18 protein-coding genes are annotated in these 23,858 nt (G+C 52.3%); 7 read left to right on the top strand and 11 right to left on the bottom strand.

Annotated elements, in window-relative coordinates; translation table 11 throughout:
• The first annotated feature begins 67 nt into the window (after positions 1–67).
• The 4 genes from OXI60_04425 (at position 68) to betI (ending at position 5,405) form a co-directional block, all read left to right on the top strand.
• The gene (locus OXI60_04425; GenBank protein MDE0309063.1) at positions 68–916 is read left to right on the top strand and encodes a BCCT family transporter; all 849 of its coding nucleotides are present in this window, start codon (positions 68–70) and stop codon (positions 914–916) included.
• A 371-nt stretch (positions 917–1,287) separates the two neighbouring features.
• Positions 1,288–2,703, top strand: coding sequence for an aminotransferase (locus tag OXI60_04430; protein ID MDE0309064.1), 1,416 nt, complete (start codon positions 1,288–1,290; stop codon positions 2,701–2,703).
• A gap of 142 nt (positions 2,704–2,845) precedes the next feature.
• Positions 2,846–3,445, top strand: a complete 600-nt coding sequence (locus OXI60_04435) for a carbonic anhydrase (protein ID MDE0309065.1) — start codon at positions 2,846–2,848, stop codon at positions 3,443–3,445.
• A gap of 157 nt (positions 3,446–3,602) precedes the next feature.
• Positions 3,603–5,405 carry a transcriptional regulator BetI gene (gene betI / locus OXI60_04440; protein MDE0309066.1) on the top strand — a complete coding sequence of 601 codons (1,803 nt, stop codon included), beginning with the start codon at positions 3,603–3,605 and terminating at the stop codon, positions 5,403–5,405.
• Here the strand turns inward: betI and OXI60_04445 are convergent.
• From OXI60_04445 to OXI60_04495, 11 genes are all read right to left on the bottom strand, one after another.
• Positions 5,386–6,246, bottom strand: a complete 861-nt coding sequence (locus OXI60_04445) for an ABC transporter permease subunit (protein ID MDE0309067.1) — start codon at positions 6,244–6,246, stop codon at positions 5,386–5,388. The genes betI and OXI60_04445 overlap by 20 nt on opposite strands.
• A 7-nt stretch (positions 6,247–6,253) precedes the next feature.
• Positions 6,254–7,168, bottom strand: coding sequence for an ABC transporter permease subunit (locus tag OXI60_04450; protein ID MDE0309068.1), 915 nt, complete (start codon positions 7,166–7,168; stop codon positions 6,254–6,256).
• Positions 7,169–7,211: 43 nt separating this feature from the next.
• Positions 7,212–8,372: a polyamine ABC transporter ATP-binding protein gene (gene potA, locus OXI60_04455; protein ID MDE0309069.1), complete on the bottom strand. Its 1,161-nt coding sequence runs from the start codon at positions 8,370–8,372 to the stop codon at positions 7,212–7,214.
• A gap of 123 nt (positions 8,373–8,495) precedes the next feature.
• The gene (locus OXI60_04460; GenBank protein ID MDE0309070.1) at positions 8,496–9,611 is read right to left on the bottom strand and encodes an extracellular solute-binding protein; all 1,116 of its coding nucleotides are present in this window, start codon (positions 9,609–9,611) and stop codon (positions 8,496–8,498) included.
• Positions 9,612–9,793: 182 nt separating this feature from the next.
• The gene (gene pdxH, locus OXI60_04465; GenBank protein MDE0309071.1) at positions 9,794–10,396 is read right to left on the bottom strand and encodes a pyridoxamine 5'-phosphate oxidase; all 603 of its coding nucleotides are present in this window, start codon (positions 10,394–10,396) and stop codon (positions 9,794–9,796) included.
• A gap of 25 nt (positions 10,397–10,421) precedes the next feature.
• The gene (locus OXI60_04470) at positions 10,422–11,879 is read right to left on the bottom strand and encodes an NAD-dependent succinate-semialdehyde dehydrogenase (GenBank protein ID MDE0309072.1); all 1,458 of its coding nucleotides are present in this window, start codon (positions 11,877–11,879) and stop codon (positions 10,422–10,424) included.
• 15 nt (positions 11,880–11,894) lie between these two features.
• Positions 11,895–13,082 (bottom strand): acyl-CoA dehydrogenase, encoded by a 1,188-nt coding sequence (locus OXI60_04475; GenBank protein MDE0309073.1) that lies wholly within the window; start codon positions 13,080–13,082, stop codon positions 11,895–11,897.
• Positions 13,083–13,101: 19 nt separating this feature from the next.
• Positions 13,102–16,569, bottom strand: a complete 3,468-nt coding sequence (locus tag OXI60_04480) for an indolepyruvate ferredoxin oxidoreductase family protein (protein MDE0309074.1) — start codon at positions 16,567–16,569, stop codon at positions 13,102–13,104.
• A 33-nt stretch (positions 16,570–16,602) separates the two neighbouring features.
• Entirely contained in the window at positions 16,603–17,805 is a 1,203-nt protein-coding gene (locus OXI60_04485) for an acyl-CoA dehydrogenase family protein (GenBank protein ID MDE0309075.1), read from the bottom strand.
• Between the two features lie 13 nt (positions 17,806–17,818).
• The gene (locus OXI60_04490) at positions 17,819–18,598 is read right to left on the bottom strand and encodes an SDR family NAD(P)-dependent oxidoreductase (GenBank protein MDE0309076.1); all 780 of its coding nucleotides are present in this window, start codon (positions 18,596–18,598) and stop codon (positions 17,819–17,821) included.
• 13 nt (positions 18,599–18,611) lie between these two features.
• The gene (locus OXI60_04495) at positions 18,612–20,291 is read right to left on the bottom strand and encodes a thiamine pyrophosphate-binding protein (GenBank protein ID MDE0309077.1); all 1,680 of its coding nucleotides are present in this window, start codon (positions 20,289–20,291) and stop codon (positions 18,612–18,614) included.
• 239 nt (positions 20,292–20,530) lie between these two features.
• Between OXI60_04495 and arsC the strand changes: the two genes are divergently transcribed.
• Genes arsC through OXI60_04510 form a run of 3 tightly spaced genes read left to right on the top strand, consistent with a single transcriptional unit; the run spans position 20,531 to position 23,744 of the window.
• Positions 20,531–20,878, top strand: a complete 348-nt coding sequence (gene arsC / locus OXI60_04500) for an arsenate reductase (glutaredoxin) (protein ID MDE0309078.1) — start codon at positions 20,531–20,533, stop codon at positions 20,876–20,878.
• 36 nt (positions 20,879–20,914) lie between these two features.
• Positions 20,915–22,663: a chloride channel protein gene (locus tag OXI60_04505; protein MDE0309079.1), complete on the top strand. Its 1,749-nt coding sequence runs from the start codon at positions 20,915–20,917 to the stop codon at positions 22,661–22,663.
• The gene (locus tag OXI60_04510) at positions 22,650–23,744 is read left to right on the top strand and encodes an extracellular solute-binding protein (protein MDE0309080.1); all 1,095 of its coding nucleotides are present in this window, start codon (positions 22,650–22,652) and stop codon (positions 23,742–23,744) included. Before OXI60_04505 ends, OXI60_04510 begins: the two co-directional genes overlap by 14 nt.
• The last annotated feature ends 114 nt before the right edge of the window (positions 23,745–23,858 follow it).

Consider the following 23,858-nt stretch of genomic DNA (forward strand, 5'->3'; position numbering starts at 1 on the left):
TACGCCAGAATCGGGCTGTTGATGCGAAAATAATGCTCTAACGCGATTTCAGGGAGGAGCGCTGTTGATGACTTTGGTGGTTGTCATGCTATTGTCTACTGGCTCAGCACTATCCGGAGTCGGCAGGGGAATCAAGTGGCTCAGCAACACCAATATGGTGCTGTCATTTTCATTGCTGGGATTTTTCCTGATATTTGGAGCAACCATGTTTGCGTTTGAGTTGCTGGGCAAAGGCATCTTCAGTTACATCATTCATTTGCCCGCCCTGACACTAACCGTATGGGACCCGTCAACAGAACTTGGCGGATGGCAAACAGGTTGGTCAGTCTTCTTTTGGGCATGGGCGATCGCATTCGGAACCTTCGTAGGAATTTTCCTCGCTCGAATTTCAAGAAACCGTACTATCCGGGAATTCGTGCTCGGTGCCATTGTTGCACCGTCAATCATGTGCTTCATCTGGTTCACCTTTGTTGGTGGCACAGCCATCGACCTGGAGTTGAGCGGTGCCGCTGAAGGGAAAATTTTCGGCGCGAACCTGACGTATCAACTCTACGAAGTCATCAATATCATGCTGTCCCCGGCGTTGGCTACACTGATGTCGTTGATGATCGTGATTTTGCTGCTCACTTATCTGGTGACTTCGGCCGACTCCGCGATCTTGGTGATCAACACCATCAATTCGGGCGGCGACCAACACGTCAAGACCGGACAGAAACACATTCTGATATGGGGTATCGCACTCACTGCAGTGGTTGGCGTTCTCTTGCTCGCAGGTGGATTGAGAGCAATCCAATCTGCCATGATTGTCGGAACGATTCCCTTCACACTGGTATTGATACTGATGGGTGTGGGGCTGCTGAAAGCGCTAATCAGGGATAACATCCGAAGCAAAGAAGCGCAGTCGGGCAATACCTGAGTCATCAGACAGCGTCAGAGCAGTCTGCGCAGTACTGTTCGCCAACGACTCGCCCGGTTGTCGGATCGGGCGAGTCGTTGCAGTTCAAAGGGTGAATCGTTTTGCCTTGATGCGCCTTCCTGATTTCAGATGTATGCCGCTGATCGGCTGCGTACGCGAAAATGCAGAGATTCGAACGAATCTGTTCAATGAATTTGTCGGACATGCTCGATAATGGACACTATAAACAGGATTGAAATCAATTTTCCTGACTGCCGGCAATCAGATAAATTGGCTCGAAAAAATGGCATGGGAAAACATCCGCCCAAGACTGCCAAAGCTTACTGTCTGGGCTTATAATGCAGACTCCCGATCGAAACACAGGTGACAAAATGGCTCAAACCGCTACGATGCAAGACATCCAGACTCAGCAAAAAACGATCGCCGAAAAGGATATCGGATCGAACCTGCACCCATATACAAATCTTCTCCAACATGAACAGATTGGACCGAAGACCTACGTTCGAGGTGAAGGAATCTATATATGGGACGAGCATGGCAGAAAATTCATTGAGGGACTGGCCGGGCTTTGGTGCACTTCTTTAGGATTCAGCGAACAGAGACTTGTCGACGCAGCGACCCGCCAACTGCAGACTCTGCCCTACAACCACAGTTTCGCGGGCAGGACGGCACCGGTTGTCGCAGAACTGGCGGACAAGCTTCTTTCAGTCGCTCCGGCATCCATGTCAAAAGCCTATTTCGTGACATCCGGTTCCGAAGCAGTCGACTCTGCAGTTAAATTTACCTGGTATTACAACAACGCATTGGGAAGGCCCGAGAAGAAAAAGATAATCTCCCGGGAAAAGGGCTATCACGGCGTCACCATTGTCGGCACCAGCCTGACCGCAATCCCAACAATTCAGGAAGCTTTTGATGCGCCACTTGAGCGTTTCAAGCAGACCGGAACACCCCACTATTACCGATGCGGTGAACCGGGAGAATCCGAAGAGGAGTTTGCAGATCGACGGGCTCGGGAACTGGAAGAACTGATTATCGCTGAGGGACCAGATACGGTCGCTGCGCTGATAGCCGAACCTCTCATGGGTGCCGGTGGCGTCATTCCCCCTCCCAAGACCTACTTTCAGAAAATTCAGAGAGTATTGAAGAAATACGATGTGTTGCTGATTGCAGATGAGGTGATCAACGGATTTGGCAGAACTGGCAATCCGTGGGGTTGCGATACCTACGACATCGTTCCCGATATTGTTACCTGTGCCAAGCAGATTTCGTCGGCCTATATCCCAATCGGTGCGACGATGATCTCTGAGCCGATCTATCAGGCAATCGCACAGGCCAGTGCGCGACTTGGTGTTTTCGGAACCGGGTTTACCTATACAGGACACCCGGTAGGTGCGGCAGTCGCATTGGAGACGCTCAAGATCTACGAAGAACGCAACATGCTCGCTCATGTAAGGGAAGTCATGGTTCCATTTCAGAATCGATTGCGGGAGTTTGGGACGCATCCGCTGGTCGGAGAAGCCCGCGGCAAGGGGCTGATCGGCGCAGTTGAGCTGGTTGCCGACAAGGACACAAAGCAACCCTTCGATCCTGAAATGAAAGTCGCTTTTCAAGTGTACCAGCAATGTCTGGAAAATGGGTTGATTGTTCGCGCACTGCCATCAGGTGATACCGTCGGAATCTGCCCGCCGCTGATCATCACTGACCGACAGATCAATGATCTGTTTGATGCACTCGAATCAGCATTGGATACTGTGCACGCAAACCTGAAATCCGCGAACAATGCGTGAACAGCTCATTGGCTCGTTTGAACTGATTCCGACAGGACCAGCCGCCGCAATGCGGTGGAGTCGAAGCACCTTGGAAGTACGCATACATTGTCCGATTGATTCGGCCATAGTCGCATATTCCATCGTCTAGTCCCAATCGAAAGTGGCTCCAAAAAACAAAGTCGCGGAAGCTGTGCTGCGAGCGAACGCTTCGTACGCCAGCAAATTTGGCGACAGGAAAAACTTGCCCGGAACGCCGCAAAAGAAAGTTGCCATTCTCACCTGTATGGATGTCCGAATCGGTCCGCTTGAGATTGCCGGCTTCAGTCTCGGTGATGCTCACGTCATCCGTAACGCCGGTGGCAGGGCCAGTGATGATGCCATTCGATCATTGCTGGTTTCCTATAAGTTTTTCGGCACCCGTGACTGGCTCGTAATTCAACATACACAGTGCGGAATGGCAGGCGTTACAGATAGGGAGATCAGCGAACTTTTCGCAGAAAGCCTGGAACCGGCCGTCAAAAAGGACGACAAATGGGTCAATGAATCAATCGGACACGGTGCCGACCCCAAGCTGACTGCAGGCTGGCTTACCATCTCAGACTTGGACGATTCAGTACGATCCGATGTTGAACTGATTGCAAATCATCCACTCGTATCAAAAGCGATCTCAATCCATGGCTACATCTATGATGTTCAATCCGGCAGCCTCAGGACGGTTGAGGGCGCACGAAGGCTGGGTGAGACCCGACAGACACCCTGACGACCAGATTCCTGCAAATATTCGTGCCCCGGAATGGGCTCGACAACTTCGCCACTTCAGCGAAAACAGCAAAATTCTCTTCGATTGGAATCCCAGGCACTGTATAATCGTTTAATATTATTAAATGATTGTATAAGTCCAACGGTGATAACACATCATGCACTCCAATATGAACCAGGCCTGGAACAACTCTACCAATCGTCGCGAACAGTTGATTCATGCGACGATCCAAACTATCTCAGAAAGCGGTCTTTCGGGCACGACCGTAGCCAAGGTGGCTGCAAAAGCCGGGTTGTCACCCGGAATTGTGAATTTTCATTTCAATTCCAAGAATCAGCTTCTGATCGATACCCTTGGTTATCTAAACGAGGAATACACTGCTGTCATGGATGAGCGACACGGCAGAGCGAATTCGCCGTCGGAAAAACTACACGCTTACATTGAAGGAAGTTTCGATCCACGCATTTTCGTCAAGGAAAAAGTTGCCGTCTGGTATGCGTTCTGGAGTGAGAGCCAGGCGCGGGACGAATATCGGGAAATTTGTGGCACAAGTGACAAACGAGAAGATCGGATGATTCGCGAGTGTTTTGCCGAACTGCTGGACACCTCAACCATCCAGAACGCGGACGTTATTGCACTTGCATTGGCTCTTCAAGGCATGATCGATTCGCTGTGGCAACAGGCATTGTACGAAGATGGGGTGTTCGACACAACGAAGGCGGTGTCCACCTGTAAGAGATTCGTCGGTCGTGTAACGGAAGAATCCGGAACAGCCGCTGATTCGACAGCAACAGAGAATACCGTAGATCTTCTCCCTCCGTGGACGTATAAGAACGAAGAATTTCTTGAATTGGAAATTGAACGGTTGTTCAAGCCCAACTGGATGCTTGTTGGTCATGTGTCTGACATGCCGGAAAAAGGCGATTACCTCACTTTCGAGGGGTTTGGCGAAAGGGCATTGATCATCCGAAACAAAAACGGGGCAATCAATGCGTTTCATAACATCTGCCGACACCGCGGCTCAAGGATTCTGGAGGGTGCGGGGCGATGTCCCCGAGCCCTGATATGCCCGTTCCATGGATGGCGATACGATTTGGATGGAAAACTCACATTCATACCCGGGAAAGAAGGCTTTCCTTACATTGATCCTGAAGATCACGGACTGGTCGCCCTTGACCTGGAAATCTGGAATGGATTCATTTTTGTTCGATTTGTCCCCGAAGGGCAATCTCTCAGGGAGATTCTGTTACCGATTGAGGCACAAGTGAGTCCCTATCGGCTGGACAGCATGAAGCCATACGAAAACGCCGAGGAAAAAGTCTACCCGGTCAATTGGAAAGTTTTCCACGATATAGACAATGAGGGGTATCACGTTCCGATCGGCCACCCGACGCTTCACCAGCTGTACGGAAAAGACTACGTCGACACCAGCGTTGATGGCATTCCTGTTTCCTACGGCAGGTTCAACCCGGATTTCGGCAATTTATGGAGTGTGAGGAACTATCGAAACCTATTGCCCGAATTTGCCCACTTGCCAGAAGACAAAAAGGATCTGTGGATGTATTTCGGACTGTTTCCCAATCTGGTTTTCGCACTATATCCTGACATGATGGAAATCTACATGTCAATGCCTGTTGACCTGACGAATACGAGAGTCATTTCGAGAGCCTACGCCCTTGCGGATGACCGCAGGGCGGTCCGCCTGTCGCGCTATCTGAACCGACGGATCAATAAGACTACAGATAGTGAGGACCAGGCATACATGGACACAATCCAGGAGGGACTGAATTCTTCAGTCTTTCCGAGGTGGAATCTGTCCGAAACCGCTGAGACCGGTGTCGGAGATTTCCACAATATCATTCAGGGTCACCTTCCCGTCGCAAAACTTGCCTCACAACCCGAATCCGGGCGCGTGAAGCAGCTCAACGAGTCAATCTCCGTCACCTCGCAGATTCACTGAAGTCATACTTCTCGGCATCAGCCATCTGTTGGTCACGTACTCGCTGTTTTTCCTGTCGGGACAGGATCAGACCTGCGATGATCACGCCAATCGTTACGATCAGAATGATGATTGTAGCCAACGCGTTGACATCGGGTTTCAGTCCCAATTTCACACGCGAGTAAATCAGCATTGGCAATGTATTCGCTCCCGGTCCTGAAACAAAACTGGCAATGACCAGATCATCCAGTGAGAGTGTGAATGCGAGAAGCCAACCTGCGACCAGCGCCGGGGCGATCAGCGGAATGGTGACATCGATCAGTACCCGATAAGGCTTTGCCCCAAGGTCCTGTGCAGCTTCCTCCAGTGACTCGTCGACGCCGACAAGCCTGGACTGAACAATCACCGCGACATAGGCCAAGGAGAAAGTTATATGAGCGATCGTAATGGTAGTGATTCCTCTTGTCGGCCAGCCGATCAACTCGCTCATGGTGATGAACAGCAATAACAATGACAGGCCTGTGATCACCTCCGGCATGACCAATGGCGCAGAAATCATTCCAGAAAACAGCACTCTCCCTCGGAATTTTCTGATACGTGCCATGGCAATTCCGGCCAGAGCGCCCAAAAGCGTCGCGAATGTCGCATTCATGACGGCAATTTCGAGACTTAGGAACACCGCGTTCCATACTTCCTCACTCTGAAAGAGCGTGACATACCACTTTACCGAGAAACCACCCCATACCGGAACAAATCGCGAAGCATTGAAGGAATAGAAGATCAGCAGAAACATCGGTATGTACAGGAATGCGAATCCCAGACATAGCATCGAAAAGATAAATGGCATTTTTCTCGCGTTCATGATCTGCTCACTCTGATTCCGCTTCCTTGGCCTGATAGTGCTGATAGATCATCATCGGAATGACCAATAGCAACAGCAGAACTATCGCTACCGTTGACGCAACGGGCCAGTCCTGGTTCAGATTGAACTCCCCATAAAGCACCCTGCCGATCATCAAAACATTGCCGCCGCCCAACAGATCCGGAATCACAAATTCACCGGTTGCCGGGATAAATACAAGCAATGAACCGGCAACAATACCGGGCATAGTAAGCGGTATGGTGATCGTACGAAAGATGGTGAATGGTCTTGCGCCGAGATCCGCTGCCGCTTCATGGACTGTCAGGTCCAATTTCTCGATGCTCGCGAACAGCGGCAAAATCATGAACGGTACATAGGTGTACACGATACCCACAAATACCGCAAAATCCGTGTACAGCATCTTGATCGGCTGATCGATAATCCCCAGTCCGATCAGCAGATCGTTGATTGTTCCCTGGTCCGCCAACAAACCGATCCACGCGTACACTCTCAATAGAAATGATGTCCAGAAGGGAAGTATCACCATCAGCAGCAGAACTTTCTTCACAGTCGGGGTAGACCGGGCGATTCCATAAGCGATCGGGTAGCCGATCAACAAGCACAATATCGTGGAGATAATCGAAATTCTCAGGGAATTCAAATAAGTCTTGTAATAAAGGTCATCCTCCCACAGATACAAGAAATTGTCGAATATCAGGGTGATATACAGCTGCCCTTCTTCGCCGAATTGAATCAGTTTCGAAAACGGCGGGCTCGCGACGATGTACTCCGCGAGGCTAATTTTCAGAACGAGGAAAAACGGAACGAGAAAGAAAATCAGCAACCAGAAATACGGCACTGCCACAATGGCGGACTGCCATGCTCTTGCCGACTCCCCAAGACTTCTGAACCTGTCAAGCAAACCGGTTTACCTCGCCATCAACAGAAATTTTTCTGCAGTTTCCTCACTTGGTCAGCAGTATCGGGCTTGAGGGAGCCCAGCTGAGCATTACTTCATCCTCCCACTCGGCGAGATGCCTGGCATCCCGGGGTCTCGACTGATTCGGATGGGTGATCTCGATAACCCTGTCATTTTCCAGAAGAATCTTGTAAATCGAGAAATTACCCAGATAACCGATATCATCGACAATGCCTTTGACTGCGTTATATTTGTCGATTGTTTCGGGAATGTCCCGGGTAAGGGTGATCTTTTCAGGCCTCAGGGCGATCGACACACCGATATTCTCCCGAACCTCAGAACCATGGTCGATATAGAACGTAACTTCTCCGTGCGAGGATTTGACGATTACGTGATTGTCGCCATTTTCGACGACTCGACCCTCGAACATGTTCGCACTGCCGATAAAGTTTGCGACAAATCGTGACTGCGGGTATTCGTAAATGTCTGTTGGTGTGCCAATCTGCGAAAACTGCCCCTGATCCATGACCGCAATCCGGGTCGACAGCGTCATCGCCTCTTCCTGATCGTGGGTCACTACGATAAAAGTGATTCCAAGCCGGTCTTGGATATTCATCAGCTCGAACTGGGTTTGCTCCCGCAACCGCTTGTCCAGCGCACCCAAAGGTTCATCAAGCAGAAGCACCTTCGGTTTCTTGACCAGCGCACGCGCCAATGCAACTCGCTGACGCTGTCCACCGGACAACTGATGTGGTTTTCTCTTGCCGAACGGAGTCAGCTCAACAATGGCCAGAATTTCCGCGACCCGCTTCTCAATTTCGTCTTTCGCGATACGGTCCTGTTTCAGCCCATAGCCAACGTTTCCTTCCACAGTCATATGCGGAAACAACGCATAGGACTGGAACATCATATTGACCGGACGCTTGTATGGCGGGATGTTTGCCATATCAACGCCATCAATCGAGATGTTTCCGGAAGTTGGTGATTCAAATCCAGCCATCATCCGCAACAAGGTTGACTTGCCGCAACCAGAGCCTCCCAACAGAGAAAACAGCTCGCCCTCGTAGATGTCCAAGTCCACCGCCGAAACGGCTGTAAACGAACCGAATGTCTTGGTCAATCCCCGTATCCTGACGAATGGCTCCGCATCAGGATCAAGCCATGGCTGGTCTGAGAACAGTTTACTGGTATCAGTTGGTTGATTCATTTTTCACAGGAGTTGAGGCAATACCCGACCTTGCGCATGAAAATTCATTCGCACCAATCCGTGGACTTCCGTACTTGCGGATTCCGTGATCGATGCGAATGGTTCAGTTCAAGCGAATCTTGATCAATTGCCAGTCTTGAAGTTGGTCCAAACCCGAGTTCGAACCCGTTCCAACTTCGGCTTTAACACCTTCAGCGGATACATCATGGCAACCGCCTCATCCGAAGGATAGACCGCTTCACTTCCGGTAACGACAGGATCAATCAATTCCTTCGCCGATTCATTGGCAGAAGCATACCAGGTGTAATTGCTGTCGCCAGCCGCTACTTCCGGTCGCATCATGTAATCCAGGAACAGATACGCATTGTCCAGATTTTCGGCATCCGATGGCACCACCCAGCCGTCAACCCAGATATTCGCCTTGCCTTCTCCCGGCGGAGCGTAGAATTTCAGTTCGATATCCTGACCCGACTCTTCCGCAGCAGACTGGGCAAACAACCCGTCCGGTCCCCACGTTACGGCTACACAGAATTCCTTTTCCGGCATCCTGATGTATGCATAATTGTCAAAAGTCTTGATATAGGGCCTGATACTCAACAGCAACTCCTCAGCTGCCTCAAAATCTGCCTTGTTGGATGAACCCGGATCGAGTCCAAGATGAGCCAATGCCATCGAGACTATGTCGGTGGGCGAGTCAAGAAAGGCAACGCCGCATTGCGCAAGTTTTTCCATATTCGCAGGATCGAAAATCAAGTCCATCGAACCGATCGGCGCATCCGGAAACACTTCGCGAACCAACTCCTCGTTGTAGGTGACACCGTGTGTGCCCCACATGTAAGGCACAATGTATTCATTATTCGGGTCCCAGTGCCTGGCAATCTGTTCCAGAACTTTCTCGCTCATGTGCTTCATATTTGGCAGTCTGGACATGTCCAGTTTCTGAATCACATTCGCGGGAAGCAGTCTGGCTACGGCAGAACTTGAGTGGCTGATGACATCATAACCGGTGCTCCCGGCCAATAGCTTGGCGTCAACTGTCTCAACGGAATCATAGTTATCGTAAGTTACTTCGATTCCATACTCCTTCTCAAAGTTCGCTATCGTATCCTCGCCGATATACTCAGCCCAGTTGTAGACCTTGAGCACCCCTTCGGCATGGGCATTCGCCATGAAAAGAAACGCAACGGCAAAAGCCACTGTCAGGATAGACATGTATTTCGAATAAATACCTTTCAACACAATTTCACTCCTTCTTTGTAGTTGATTATCGATTCATCCCGTCATTGACAGACGGATGTTCACTTGTTTTCTGCATTGTAAACCAAAACAAAGCCGTATGGCCCATGTCCACGAATCCACGACAAATCACATTCAGTGCCAGATTTATGGAATTTGCGACCCAACTTGTCTGTCATGGCTGATCAGGGACCGAGCCACTCACTCGTCCATCCGTCGGATAGACTTCGAAAGCAAAGCCGCTGGTGCAGCCGGTCAGCACGCCCCTGCCAGAATTCGATGCGATCCGCAACCAGTCTGAATCCACCCCATCCGGGCGGTCGCGGTACCGCACTGTCCGCGAACTTCCTGTCTATTTGCAACACTCGACTTTCCAATTCCTCAAAACTCTCAATGACCTCACTTTGCGGTGAAGCCCACGCACTGATCTGACTGCCTCTCGGCCGTGTCGCGAAGTATTCATCGGACTCTTGCTCCGATAATTTTTCGACCCGACCCTCAATTCGTACCTGTCGATAGAGTTTATCCCACCATAATACGAGACTGGCATAAGGGTTTTCCTGCAACTCGTTTGCCTTTCGACTCCCGTAATTGGAATGAAACTCGAACCCGGATTCGCCGTAGGTTTTCAGCAACACTTGCCGGGCAGAGGGTCGACCATCTCCACCGACAGTAGCCAACGTGATTGCGAAGGGTTCCATCATCCCGGCATTGATCGCATCATCCATCCATGATGCGAACAACTCAAACGGATCGACTGATCGATGCAGTGACAAGTCGTTCTTCATCCTGCAGTGACAGCTGTGAATGCGATCAAATTCCTGCCATGCACAGGTATTTGATCTCGACGTACTCGTCCAATCCATATTTCGATCCTTCGCGCCCGATTCCGGATTCCTTCATGCCTCCAAACGGTGCGACTTCGGTCGAAATGATTCCGGTATTGATACCGACTATCCCATACTCCAACGCCTCGGAGATATTCCAGATTCTCCCGATATCCCGACTGTAAAGATAGGCCGCAAGACCAAATTCTGTATCGTTGGCCAACGATACAGCCTCGTCGTCATCAAAAAAGCGAAACAGCGGCGCGACGGGACCAAACGTCTCTTCATTGGCAACATCCATGCCGACCTGGACTCCGGTGAGTACTGTCGGCTGAAAGAAAGTGCCTCCCAGGGCGTGGCGGCTTCCACCGGCAGCGACCAAGGCCCCTTTCCCGACCGCATCGGTTATGTGCGCCTCAACTTTTTCCACGGCCGCAACATCAATCAGCGGCCCAAGATCAACCCCCTCGCCGAATCCGTCACCGACCTTCATGCTATTGACCGCAGCACTTAGTTTTTCTGAGAATTCGTCATAAATCCGATCGTGCACCAACAATCGGTTGGCGCAAACACACGTCTGGCCGGAATTGCGATACTTGGACTGCATTGCCCCTACAACCGCTTCATCAATATCGGCATCCTCAAACACGATGAACGGCGCGTTGCCGCCCAACTCCAAGGAGATTTTCTTCACAGTACCCGCACACTGCCTCATCAGTATCTTTCCGATCTCAGTTGAGCCGGTAAAGGTGAGCTTCCGTACTTTTTCACTGGATGTCAGTTCTGCACCGATCGCACTGGAAGATCCCGTAACCACATTGATCACACCGGGCGGTATTCCAGCCCGTTGTGCCAATTCGCAAAGAGCGAATGCAGAATATGGGGTTGCGCTAGCCGGTTTGATCACAATCGTGCAACCTGCGGCCAACGCCGGACCTGCCTTTCTGGTAATCATTGCAGAGGGGAAGTTCCATGGCGTTATCGCCGCACATACACCGACCGGCTCCTTGATCACGACAATTCGACGGTCGGGTTGATGACTGGGAATGACATCGCCATACATGCGTTTGCCCTCTTCTGCAAACCATTCAAAAAATGATGCTGCATAGGCGACCTCGCCTCGGGCTTCCGTCATCGGTTTGCCTTGCTCCAGCGTCATCAGCCTCGCCAAATCCTCTTGGTTTTCCATCATCAGGTCGGTCAACTTGCGCAACTTCACTGCGCGTTCCTTGGCGGTAGTCTTTCGCCACGACTGAAATGCTGTGTGCGCAGCGTCTATCGCTCTTGCGGTTTCCACCTCACCCATTTTTGGGACCGAGCCGATCGCTCTTCCCGTTGAAGGATTGCTCACAGTGATCGTGTCGCCACTGTCGGCGTTCACCCACTGTCCGTCAATGTAACACTGTTCACGAAATAGGCTCTTGTCCCGAATATTTGCGACCATAGCTTTACCTGTAAGTTAGTTGAATGCAGGAATTCCTGTTTGGGATTTGCCAAGAATCAGGGCATGAATGTCATGAGTGCCCTCATATGTGTTGACAGCCTCGAGATTCATGCAGTGGCGAATCACGTGATATTCATCACACACTCCGTTGCCTCCATGAATGTCCCTGGCTTCGCGCGCGATCTTTAGTGACTTGCCGGCGCTGTTACGTTTCAGCATACTGATCAGTTCGTGCGGCGCCCTTCCCTGTTCCATCAGGCGTCCGGCACGCAAACAACCCTGAATGGCCAGTGAAATTTCTGTTTGCATGTCTGCCAGTTTTTTCTGAATCAACTGATTGGCACCGATGGGGCGTCCGAACTGCCTGCGATTCATCGAATACTCCAGCGCCGCATGCCAACAAAACTCAGCCGCGCCGAGCGCACCCCAACTGATGCCGTAGCGCGCCATTGTCAAGCATGCAAAAGGAGCTTTGAGTCCCGATGCGTCCGGCAATACCATTTCATCTGTCACGTACACATCATTCATTGCAATACTGCCGGTTGATGACGCTCGCAGTGAGAACTTCCCCTCGATCTTTGGTGTCTCAAGACCCGATGAGCCCCGTTCCAGCAAAAATCCCCGAATCACACCTTCGTCGTCTTTTGCCCAAACCAGAAGAATATCCGCAATCGGTGCATTTGAAATCCATGTCTTTTCGCCATTCAACAGATATCCGCCCTTTACCTGGCGGGCTTTGGTTGTCATGCTGCCGGGGTCAGATCCGTGGTCCGGTTCGGTCAGCCCAAAACAGCCAATCAGGCGTCCGCTTGCCAATTCCGGCAGAAACCGCTCGCGCTGCATATCGCTCCCGAACCTGTGAATCGGATACATGACCAAAGATGACTGTACACTGAGAAAGGAACGATAACTGCTATCCACGCGTTCGATTTCTCTTGCAATCAGCCCATAACTGACGTAACTGAGTCCCGCACAGCCAAATCCATCGATGGTTGAGCCCAGCAATCCCAACTCCCCCATTTCAGCTGCAATCGCAGAATCAAAAACCTCACTTCGATTCGCCTGCACAATTCGCGGCATCAGCGCATCGTGGGCGTATCGTCTCACAGAATCCTGAATCATCCGCTCCGATTCGTCCAGCTGCTCTTCCAGCAGAAAGGGATCCTGCCAGAGAAATTCAGTCTTGCTTCTGCCCGTCTTCATTCATGTCTCCTGACTGTGTTCAGGCCGCTTCGGGTTTCGTCTCGTCACTTCGGAACGCAGCCAACAACTCTTCAATTCGACTCTGTGATGCTTCAACATGTCGCTTCTTTATATGTCCAAACCCCCGGACCGACTCGGGAAAACTCGCCAATTCTACAGCGATTCGATGGTTCTCAACATCAATGGACTGAATCAGTTCCTGCACAAGTTCCTCATAATCCGATATCAGTTGACGCTCCATCCGTCGATCCGCTGACCTTCCGAACGGATCAAACGGTGTCCCCCTCAGGAACCTCATTCTCGCCAGGAATGCAAGGAATCCTTCCAGCCATGAGCCAAATGATAACTTGGCGGGCACACCGGTAATACCGCTTTTTCTTGCCAGCACAGGCGGCGCCATATGAAATTCAATCTTATAGTCACCCTCAAAACCGGCTTCAAGCTGTTTTCTGAATCTTCCATCGGTAAAAAGTCGCGCAACCTCATATTCATCCTTGTAAGCGAGCAGTTTGTAGTAATACCTCCCCACGGCCATTGCAAATCCATTCATGCCGGGAGTACGTAACTTCTCTGCTTCATCCGCAGCATTGACGAGGTCTGCATAGCGCTTCGCATACGCTTCATCCTGATATCTGACCAGCGATTCAGACCGATGGCGGGTGATGTCCTCAAGCGACAGTTCCTCAGGCTGCGCCGGCGTTGCGTCATTCCCGGAAGCCGTGATCTCGCGCTTCAGATCGTCTTGACTTGCTGCCAGTTGCCTGCCGCGATGCAGCGCGAGCTTGTTCATCTCGACCGATCGGCCATTGAGTTCGATCGCCCGTTCCACTGCCTGAAGTGGAATCGGAATCCAACCTTTCTGTATCGCAACGCCAACCATCATCATGTTCGCCGCAATAGTATCGCCAAACAGCTGGTCCGCGAATCGATTGGCATTGAAAATTACGGTATTGGCGCTTGCGACGACTTTCTCGATATTTTCTTTCAGCGTCGAACCGGGAAATTTCAGATCACTGATTCTGGCAAACTCGCCAGGCATCATCTCGTAGTCGTTGATAACGGCAGTTGTGCTCCCGTAGTCAGCTGTTGACAGCACCTTCTCACTCGCCGCGACAACAAGATCCCCTCCAAGTATCAGATTTGCACCACCGCTGGCGACATGTGTGGAAGAGATTTCGTCCGGGTGATTCGCAATCACCAGATTGCTGATAACAGATCCGCCTTTCTGGGCCAGCCCGGTCATGTCAAGCACCGAACATCCGAGTTCGGCCAGATGGGCTGCCATACCCAGGATTGCACCAATCGTAATCACGCCGGTTCCACCTACACCGGTCACGACAATGCAGTATTCCCCATCAATCTCGGACGCGACCGGCTCGGGCAGATTCGAAGGGTCGAATGACTGCGAACCTATGTTCACTGCAGGCTTTCGCGGCTGACCACCATGAACGGTAACGAAACTCGGACAGAAGCCCTCAACACAGGAGTAATCCTTGTTACACGCAGACTGGTCGATTCTTCGTTTGCGACCGAATACGGTTTCGTGCGGAACAATCGCAACGCAATTGGACTGGACCCCGCAATCGCCACAACCCTCACAGACTTCGGTATTGATGAATACACGCTTTGGAGGGTCCGGATACTCGCCGCGTTTTCTGCGTCTGCGTTTTTCGGCCGCACAGGTCTGGTCATAAATGATGGCGCTCACTGCGGGAACATCCCTGCACTGGCGCTGGATCTGGTCCAATTCGCTCCGATCACTCACGCTGACACCGTCAGGCAGTCTGTTTCGGGAACGACAGCTTTCAACATCATCAGTAACCACCGCCACGTGATTCACACCTTCAGCCAATAACTGATTGGCGATTTGGGTGACTGTCAGCGGACCATCGAATGGCTGACCGCCGGTCATCGCCACCGCATCGTTGTAAAGCAACTTGAAGGTCATGGTTGTTTTCGAGGCGACCGCGGCCCGGATCGCAAGAAGTCCCGAGTGCAGGTAAGTACCATCTCCAATGTTCTGAAAAACATGTTTCCGCTTGCTGAACCGGCTCTCTCCGATCCAACTGGCGCCTTCCCCTCCCATCTGGGTGAACCTCGCAGTCGACCGATCCATCCATTGCGCCATATAGTGGCATCCGATTCCGGCAAGTGCGATACTGCCTTCAGGTACCTTGGTCGACGTATTGTGCGGGCAGCCGGCACAGAAGTACGGCACCCGTTGAATCGGTGCCAAGTCGACTTCCCGCCCAATCCGGGATGAGACAAGTTCAGTCGATTGTCTGAGTTCTTCCGAGGGGATATGGGTGAGCGCCTGCCGGCCGATCACCTCGGCAATCTGCATTGCGTTGAGTCTGGCGGTAGACGGAAGAAGCGATCGACCCTCAACGTCCGACTTGCCGACCACCTCGGGCGCATTGGCACGTCCGTAGAGGACGGTCTTTATCTGATCCTCGATCAGCCCTCGCTTTTCCTCGACAACGATAATTTTGCTCAAGCCTTCGGCAAACCTGGACAGTCCCTGCTGTTCCAACGGCCAGCTGAGTGCGATCTTATACAGACGGATGCCTAGTCTTGCGGCCTCATCCTCGCCGATATGCAGCTCTTTCAACGCCCTTCGAACGTCAGAGTACGATTTTCCGCTTGTTACGATTCCCACTTTGGCATGTGCCGAATCCATCACAATCCTGTCCAGGCTGTTCGCCCGCCAGAACGCCTGGACGGCAGGCAGTTTGTGCTCATGAAGGCGCTGTTCCTGCTGCAGTGGCGTATCCGGCCACCTGATGTTCAGGCCGCCCGATGGCAGAACAATGTCTTCAGGTGTGACAAAGCCGGCACGATCCCTGTCTAGCACAATTGAAGCCGACGCCTCCACCGTATCATGAACACACTTCAGCCCGACCCAACAGCCTGAATAGCGGGAAAGCGCCCATCCGTAAAGGCCAAAATCCACAATGTCCTGCACGCCGGAAGGATTGAGAATCGGAATCATGGCGTCGACGAGCGCATATTCGCTTTGATGGGCGGTAGTCGACGATTCGCAGGCATGATCATCGCCCATGGCGACCAGGACGCCACCGTGTCTCGACGTTCCTGCCAGATTTGCATGTCGCAGCGCATCGCCGGAACGGTCCACCCCGGGTCCTTTCCCATACCAGATACAGAAAACACCATCATGCAGTCCGGCACCGTCGAGTTCGGCCTGCTGGGTTCCCCAGATTGCGGTCGCGGCCAGATCCTCGTTGATTCCAGGCTGGAAAACAATATTGTGACGCTCCAGAAATGGCTTCGCCTGCCATAGCTGCAAATCAAGCGCTCCGAGCGGGGAGCCGCGATAGCCAGAAATGTACGCTGCGGTATTGAGTCCGGCAGCGCGGTCGAGGCCAGACTGAAGCATCGGCAAGCGCACCAGAGCCTGAATCCCGGTCACAAAGATCCGACCGGAATCCTTGCTGTACTTGTCGTCTAAAGATACGTTTTCCAACATAATCCGATTGCGGCGACTAATCCATCGCTGCTGTCACACGCCCCATCTGAAGAATTCATCGCCTTCATTCATGTAGAACTTCGACAATACCATTTTGTGCACTTCAGAAGCACCATCGACCAGCCTCGACTGACGCTGGTAGCGATACATCCACTGCAATACGGTGTCTTTCGAATAACCTTTCGCGCCCAGCATCTGTATCGCTGTGTCGACCACGTCATGCAGGGTGTCAGCGACCATGACTTTCGCAATCGACACTTCCTTGCGAGCGTAATCTCCCTGAGCCAGTTTCCAGGCCGCGTGCATTGTCAGCAGCCGGCCGACATGTACTTTGCTTGCTGCTTCACCCAGCATCCACTGGACACCTTCGTGTTCGGTCAGCAGTTTGCCGAACGCCTTGCGGTCGGCGGCATACTCGCCGGCAATTTCCAGCGCGCGGCGACTCAATCCCAGCCAACGCATGCAATGTGTGAGTCTGGCGGTACCCAATCGCATCTGGACGACTTTCATTCCGTCACCCACTTCCAACAGTCTGTTCTCATCGGGAATCTCAAGACCATCGAACTTCAGCTCACAGTGCCCGCCATGCTCTTCAGGTCCCATGATCGGTACCCGTCGAATCAATTCCCAGCCCGGATCATCCCGATCGAACAGAAATGCTGTCAGTCCCTTTCGGGGGTGGTCGGACGTGCGTGCCAGCAAAATAAAATGCTGAGCGACTCCGGCACCGGTGATGAACCACTTATGCCCGTGAATCCGCCACTTGTCACCGGACTTGGTCGCAGTTGTCAGCATCATGCCCAAAGGGTCCGATCCCGACCCTGGCGCCGGTTCTGTCATCGCAAGCGCCGACCGGACATCCCCATCGATGATCGGCTGCAGCCAACGTTCCTTTTGGGCCGGCGTACCCAATCGCTCAAGGACAATCATATTGCCATCATCAGGTGCCGCGCTGTTAAATACAACCGGTCCGAATATTGAACGCCCCATTTCCTCATAGCAGGCAGCCATTCCAACCGTCGACAGACCACCGCCGCCTAGAGCTTTTGGCATCTGCAAACACCAAAGCCCCTCACTCCTCGCCTGTTTCCTTAGAGGCAGAAAGTATTTGTCGGCAATGTTCTCACCCTCATCGTAGGCATCAGGTGCTGATTCAATCGGGATGATGTATGTGTTGACAAAGTCACGGATTCTACGCTGGTAGTCCATGATCTCTGCGCTCAATTCAAAGTCCATTGTGATTCGCTCCCTACATTGAAGACTGAAGATGTCCGCCATCTACAACGATTGTGCTGCCGGTCATATACGAGGAGGCATCGGATGCCAGCAGCAATATCGCGCCATCCAGATGTGCAGGCTGTCCAAAGCGTCGTTGCGGGATTCGTTTTCGTGCTCTTTCTCCCAGCGGGGAATTGAGGTAATCCCGATTGATATCCGTAACCACATAGCCGGGCGCGATGGCATTGACGCGGATATTGAAACGCGCCCACTCACAAGCCAACAGCCTTGTCAGATGATCCAACCCGGCTTTTGCCGCAGCATAGGGGGCGACTCCACCCATGACGCGTATGCCGAGTATGGACGCAATATTGATCACTGAACCGCCCTTGCTGTCTGCAGACATGCAACGCCCTGCCTGCTGCGCGACCAGCCATGCGCCTTTGAGATTGGTGGCAATGACTTCATCCCAGCGCTCTTCAGTCACGTCCAGCGCGTTTTCACTTGAAGCGATCCCGGCATTGTTGACCACGATGTCAATTCGTGTGCTTTGCGCGGTTGCGTCCGCAAACGCGGCCTCAACACTTGCACGGTCGGTCACATCGAGTTTAAGCCAACTTGCACTGCCTCCATCCGCCTGGATTTCGTCGACAGCCTGCTGCAACTGTCGGGTTCGACGCGCGGTCAGAAAAACCCTTGCACCGGCTGCGGCCAGAGTGTGCGAGAAGTGCAGTCCGATACCGCTTGAGGCACCTGTGATCAATGCGGTTTTTCCGGACAGGTCGAAAAGCGATGACACCACTGTATTCATTGGCAACGGGAGTTTATCCCACCATGGAATCCACGTAGCGGTCGCGATCGAGCAAGAGTTCGACCAGCGACATCACACCGTCGCTGTCGGCTGCCTTAAAGGCCTCGACAAATTCGTCGTAGCTCGTGGCCAAATAGCCTTGTGCGCCAAAACTCCTGGCAAATGTGGAAAAGTCCGGATTGACCAGGTCAGTGGCTATCACCCGACCCGGATAGTGGGATTCCTGATATTTGCGGATGGTTCCGAGCACCCCGTTGTTGACTACGACATATGTGATGTCGAGTCCCAGCATCGCAGCTGTTGCCATTTCCTGACCTGTCATCAGAAAACAACCATCGCCCGCAATGCAAACCACCTTTCTTTCCGGGGCGCACATCTTGGCTGCGATGGCTGCCGGCACGCTATAACCCATTGAGCCCGTTGCCGGCGCCAACTGCGTTCGATATTTCGCGCCATAGTAATAGTATCGGTGCAGGACGCCACTGCTGATGCCTGACCCGCTCGCGATAATCGCATTGTGCGGCAAATAGTCTCTCAGCCATCGGATCGCCTGCTCGTTCAAGGTGACAGGACTATCCGGAAGCTTGGTTGAGTGATCGATAAAATGCTGGCGGCCGCGTTCAGTCCAACCGCGCCATCGGTCGCGATTGCGAATGCTCAGATGTCGCAACCGAGCGATGAATGAACCGGATGACGAATTGACTGCGACACTTGGATAAAAGACCCGGCCCAATTCTCCGACGTCCGCATGAACATGAAAAAATGCCGCGTTCGGTTTCGGGGAGTCGACCAGAGAGTACTTCTGTGTCGGCAATTCTCCCAAGCGCGCCCCGATGCATAGGATGTGGTCGCATTCCCGCATCATTTCGGCGAGCCTCGGACCGGTACTGATTCCAAGATCACCGATATAGTTCGGATGTCGGTTGTCAATGTAATCCTGACAACGAAACTCCGCGACAACAGGCAGATTGTTCCGCTCGACAAATTCAGTCAGATGAGCGCAACAGGTCTCACTCCATCCCCCTCCACCAACGATAACCAATGGACGCTGTGCGGCATGCAGGAATTCCGCGACAAGATCAGCCGTGTCTTGCGGTGCCTGTGCATCATTCGATGTGGCGGCCGGAAGATTTTCGACCTGTTCCTGGGCATACAGCACGTCCTCGGGGAAAATCAGCACAACAGGCCCCGGGCGGCCAGACATCGCAGTGTGCCACGCACGACTGACATATTCCGGAATTCGCGAGGTGTCATCAACCTGTTCCACCAATTTTGCCAGGGGACGGAACATGGTTCGAAAGTCAATTTCCTGAAACGCTTCGCGATCGATAAAGCTACGCTGTACCTGCCCAATCATGAGAACCATGGGAGTTGAGTCCTGACAGGCGATATGCACACCCAGACAGGCATTGGTCGCTCCGGGTCCCCGAGTGACAAATGCCACCGCCGGCCGGCCGGTCATTTTTCCCCACGCCTCGGCCATGATCGCGGCCCCGCTTTCGTGTCTGCACGAGACAGTCCGGATACCGCTTTGGTCATACAACCCGTCCAAGGCCGGCAGGAACGACTCGCCGGCGACACAGAATACAGCTTCAGTTCCCTGAGCCGCCAGCTGATCAGCAAGTATCTTGCCGCCGTGTCGGCTTGTTGGGACGGTTGGGACGCCTGTATAGGATTTGTTCGACTGGTACACTTTTCCCCAGACAGTTGTTTTCTGACAAGTCTATTTTACCTGCAAATGAATGGTTGCGTATTCCTCACAGGACTGCCTGGGATAAGCGAATGTCTTGAGTTCTACCCCACCTGCCCGTCTCACAAACCCCACAACTTCAAGCGAACAACTCACTGTGGAAAACAGGTTAAAATAATTCACGTGCAACAGGCCACGCAATGGCGACTTAAAAAACTGCCCGATGAAAGTCGGATTGATCCATGGATGTAACGATTTACCACAACCCCAGATGCTCGAAATCCAGGCTTACCTTGCAACTGCTGCAAAGTAAGAACTGTAACCCGATCGTCGTCGAGTACCTAAAGACTCCTCCATCGGCTGAATCCCTGCAGAAGATTCTCGACGCACTGGGCATGAAGCCCAGAGATCTGATTCGTACGGGCGAGCCGGTCTACAAATCGGAAAATCTCGGTAATCCTGATTTGGCGGATGATGTGCTGATCAGAAAGATGATCGAGAATCCCATTCTGATTGAACGCCCTGTAGTCGTGAGCGGAGACAAGGCCGCGATAGGACGCCCGCCGGAACAGGTTCTGGAAATTCTCTGACTGAGCAGATAATCACCGAATTGGAACCGGAATATCGTGGCGACAGTCACTGTCACTAGGAACGATATCAAGACGATTGGTCTGAGGATCATCATTCTTGCTGCGCTGGGTTCTATCATTGGCGCGGTCGTTTCCCTGCTGGCGCTGTCTTTTGTCGAAGCGGTTCTCTGGCTGAATCGAAATCTGCTGATATCACCAAGTGCGCGGATTCAGCATTCGGAAGACACGCTGTTTCTGAACATCGCCACAGTGCTGGTCCCGACGCTTGGAGGGCTTGCTGTCGGGCTGATTGTGCGCTACATGATCAGGGTGCGACGCGGTTTGGGCCCTTCTGATTCAATCTGGATGGCGCAGACACACAGTACGGGGGAGTCGACCCGGGATGGACTGATGTCCACCTTGGCGGCCATCGTCTCACTGGGAACCGGTGCATCGGCTGGCCAATACGGACCTTTGGTGTACTTAGGCACCATTGTCGGTGCGGTCGCGGCCAAACTCAATATTGACATACGCAATCTGCAGGCAATCAGCATCGCTAGCGGCGTGGCCGCAGCCATCTCGGTCGCGTTCAACGCCCCGATCGCAGGATTGGTTTTCGCTCATGAAGTGATTCTCAGACACTATTCCATCCAGGTGTTCGCGCCAACGGCGGTCGCTGCCGCGGTTGGTTATGTCGTTGCCAATGTCATGTTCAACCGACCGGCTCTGTTTCTGGTGCAATTCGAAGGCATCCAGTTCGGTTATGAATTTGTGTTTTTCGCTTTGATCGGTGTGCTGAGCGCAATTGTGGCTATCGTCTATGCCAAAGGCATCCTGGCCTGCAACGACTTGATCAAACGAACCGATATCCCGATCCAATTCCGTCCGATGATTGCCGGAATCATCCTCGGTCTGGTCGCAATCTGGATACCGGATGTGCTCGGCATCGGCAGCACCACCCTGCGATTTGCCACCATCGATCATGCTTTCGGGCTGGGTGAGCTCACATTGCTCATCATCGCAAAGATCGTGTTGACGTCCATTTGTCTGGGATTCGGTTTTGTTGGCGGCGTATTCAGTCCGATTCTGTTGATTGGAATTTTGTTTGGTGCGCTTTGCGGCGGAATTCTTGATGATTTCACGGCGATCGGCCACTCGGGCATCATCCCTTATGCTGTCTGCGGGATGATGGCGGCGGCCAGTCCAATCATCGGCGCTCCGCTGGCGACCATTCTGATCGTGTTCGAACTGACACGCAACTACGATCTCGCGATTGCGGTGATGGTTGCGGTTGTATTCTCCAATCTGATCTCCTATCGACTGTTCGGCCGTTCGTTCTTTGACATTCAATTGCGTCAGCGAGGATTTGACCTGTCTTTAGGGCGAACAAACGCGCTGACTGTCTATCAGAAGGTCAGCGACCTCATGCACGAGAACTTTCTTCGACTGCGTCCGGATGAGACCGTGGCAGCAGTCAGGGAAAAACTGGATCACAGTTGGTACGACGAGGGCATTGTTGCAGATGAAAACGGCGTGTTTGTCGGCATCGTACAGGCCAAGACTTTGGGCAACTACACTCCGGAATGCCTGATCAACGACACAATCGAACATAACCCCCTGGTCTTCACGGAATTGACCAACATGCGTGAAGCTGTCGAGGATTTCAAGACTTTTACCGCCGATATCGCACCAGTTGTGTCATCGACCGACCGGAAACTGCTCGGTGTGGTGTGGGACTATGATGTGATCCGATCCTATCTGGCAACAATTCAACGTCTCCGGCAAGAAGAAAATGAATCTCTATAGGAAACTTACAGTCCTTCTTGCGCTCTGGGTTTGCGGGTCTGCGCTCGCTCAGGATGAGCAGACATTGACGGTTACCTCGTGGGGTGGCGCTTACGAAAGCGCGCAGCGTGTGGCACTATTCGATCCATTCGAGCAAGATACCGGAATTGAAGTGGTTCTGCATCCCTATTCTGGGGGAATCGAACCGTTGCTGCATGACCGCAAAGACAGTCTCGAATTTGACGTGGCGGATCTTGTCGAGTCCGATGCGCTCTTGGCCTGCGACGAAGGGATTCTTGTCGAATTGGACAGTTCAATGCTTGAGGGTGCCGCGGACGGTACATCAGCTGAAGACGACTTTATCGAAGATGCATGGCTTGCCTGTGGCATTGCGCATATTGAGTATGCGACAGTCGTGGCGTACGATGAGCGTGCATTCAAGGAGGAAAAACCGAGTTCTATCGCTGATTTTTTCGATCTTGATCGATTTCCAGGCAAACGTGCCCTTCAACGCCATCCAAGAGCCATTCTTGAATGGGCAATGCTCTCGTATGGCATTCCGCCCCAACAGATCTATGAACTGCTCAGTTCGGAACGGGGATTGAATCTGGTTACGCGTCGTATGAACCAGATTCGGGACCATATTGTTTGGTGGGAATCCGGGTCTGAACCCCCACAACTGCTGGGAGATGGAACCGTCGTCATGGCGTCGGGCTATAACGGGCGATTCTTTGAGGCGACAATGAATCATGACGCTGCGATTTCTGTGATTCAGGACGGGCATCTGCTGGAATTTGGAGTCTGGGGAATACTTCGCGACTCACCCAATCAGGACGCGGCGGCAAAATTTGTCCGGTATGTCACAGGCACGCAGAAGATGGCTGATTTCTCGAACCGGATTCCCTACAGTCCGACTCGAAGTTCCTCTATCAGACGCATCGGATTGCACGAGAAGTCCAATGTGTCCATGCTGACATACATGACAAGATCAACATCGACGAGTTCCAGCAATGTCGTTCGTATTGCAAGTGGATGGTATTCTCGTACGGAAAAGGTCCGGGAACGTTGGTTCAATGAGTGGCTTAGTGACGGACAGAATTGATGGCAGGTCGCGGCTGGAGAAAGTCGAATATCCATCTGTTGGAGCGTATTACGCTGATTTATCCCTGAAATCTCTTTAGACAAGTCAAAAACAAGAAAAGCCCTGCCGGTATAA

It is taken from the genome of Acidiferrobacterales bacterium (genome assembly GCA_028820695.1).
Taxonomy (GTDB): Bacteria; Pseudomonadota; Gammaproteobacteria; order Arenicellales; family JAJDZL01; genus JAJDZL01.

What these genes read in the sequence shown, in the direction of transcription:
- OXI60_04425 (MDE0309063.1), top strand. Translation starts at nt 68, where the DNA reads ATGACTTTGGTGGTTGTCATGCTATTGTCTACTGGCTCAGCACTATCC.
- OXI60_04430 (MDE0309064.1), top strand. Translation starts at nt 1,288, where the DNA reads ATGGCTCAAACCGCTACGATGCAAGACATCCAGACTCAGCAAAAAACG.
- betI (MDE0309066.1), top strand. Translation starts at nt 3,603, where the DNA reads ATGCACTCCAATATGAACCAGGCCTGGAACAACTCTACCAATCGTCGC.
- OXI60_04445 (MDE0309067.1), bottom strand. Translation starts at nt 6,246, where the DNA reads ATGAACGCGAGAAAAATGCCATTTATCTTTTCGATGCTATGTCTGGGA.
- potA (MDE0309069.1), bottom strand. Translation starts at nt 8,372, where the DNA reads ATGAATCAACCAACTGATACCAGTAAACTGTTCTCAGACCAGCCATGG.
- pdxH (MDE0309071.1), bottom strand. Translation starts at nt 10,396, where the DNA reads ATGAAGAACGACTTGTCACTGCATCGATCAGTCGATCCGTTTGAGTTG.
- OXI60_04470 (MDE0309072.1), bottom strand. Translation starts at nt 11,879, where the DNA reads ATGGTCGCAAATATTCGGGACAAGAGCCTATTTCGTGAACAGTGTTAC.
- OXI60_04475 (MDE0309073.1), bottom strand. Translation starts at nt 13,082, where the DNA reads ATGAAGACGGGCAGAAGCAAGACTGAATTTCTCTGGCAGGATCCCTTT.
- OXI60_04480 (MDE0309074.1), bottom strand. Translation starts at nt 16,569, where the DNA reads ATGTTGGAAAACGTATCTTTAGACGACAAGTACAGCAAGGATTCCGGT.
- OXI60_04485 (MDE0309075.1), bottom strand. Translation starts at nt 17,805, where the DNA reads ATGGACTTTGAATTGAGCGCAGAGATCATGGACTACCAGCGTAGAATC.
- OXI60_04490 (MDE0309076.1), bottom strand. Translation starts at nt 18,598, where the DNA reads ATGAATACAGTGGTGTCATCGCTTTTCGACCTGTCCGGAAAAACCGCA.
- arsC (MDE0309078.1), top strand. Translation starts at nt 20,531, where the DNA reads ATGGATGTAACGATTTACCACAACCCCAGATGCTCGAAATCCAGGCTT.
- OXI60_04510 (MDE0309080.1), top strand. Translation starts at nt 22,650, where the DNA reads ATGAATCTCTATAGGAAACTTACAGTCCTTCTTGCGCTCTGGGTTTGC.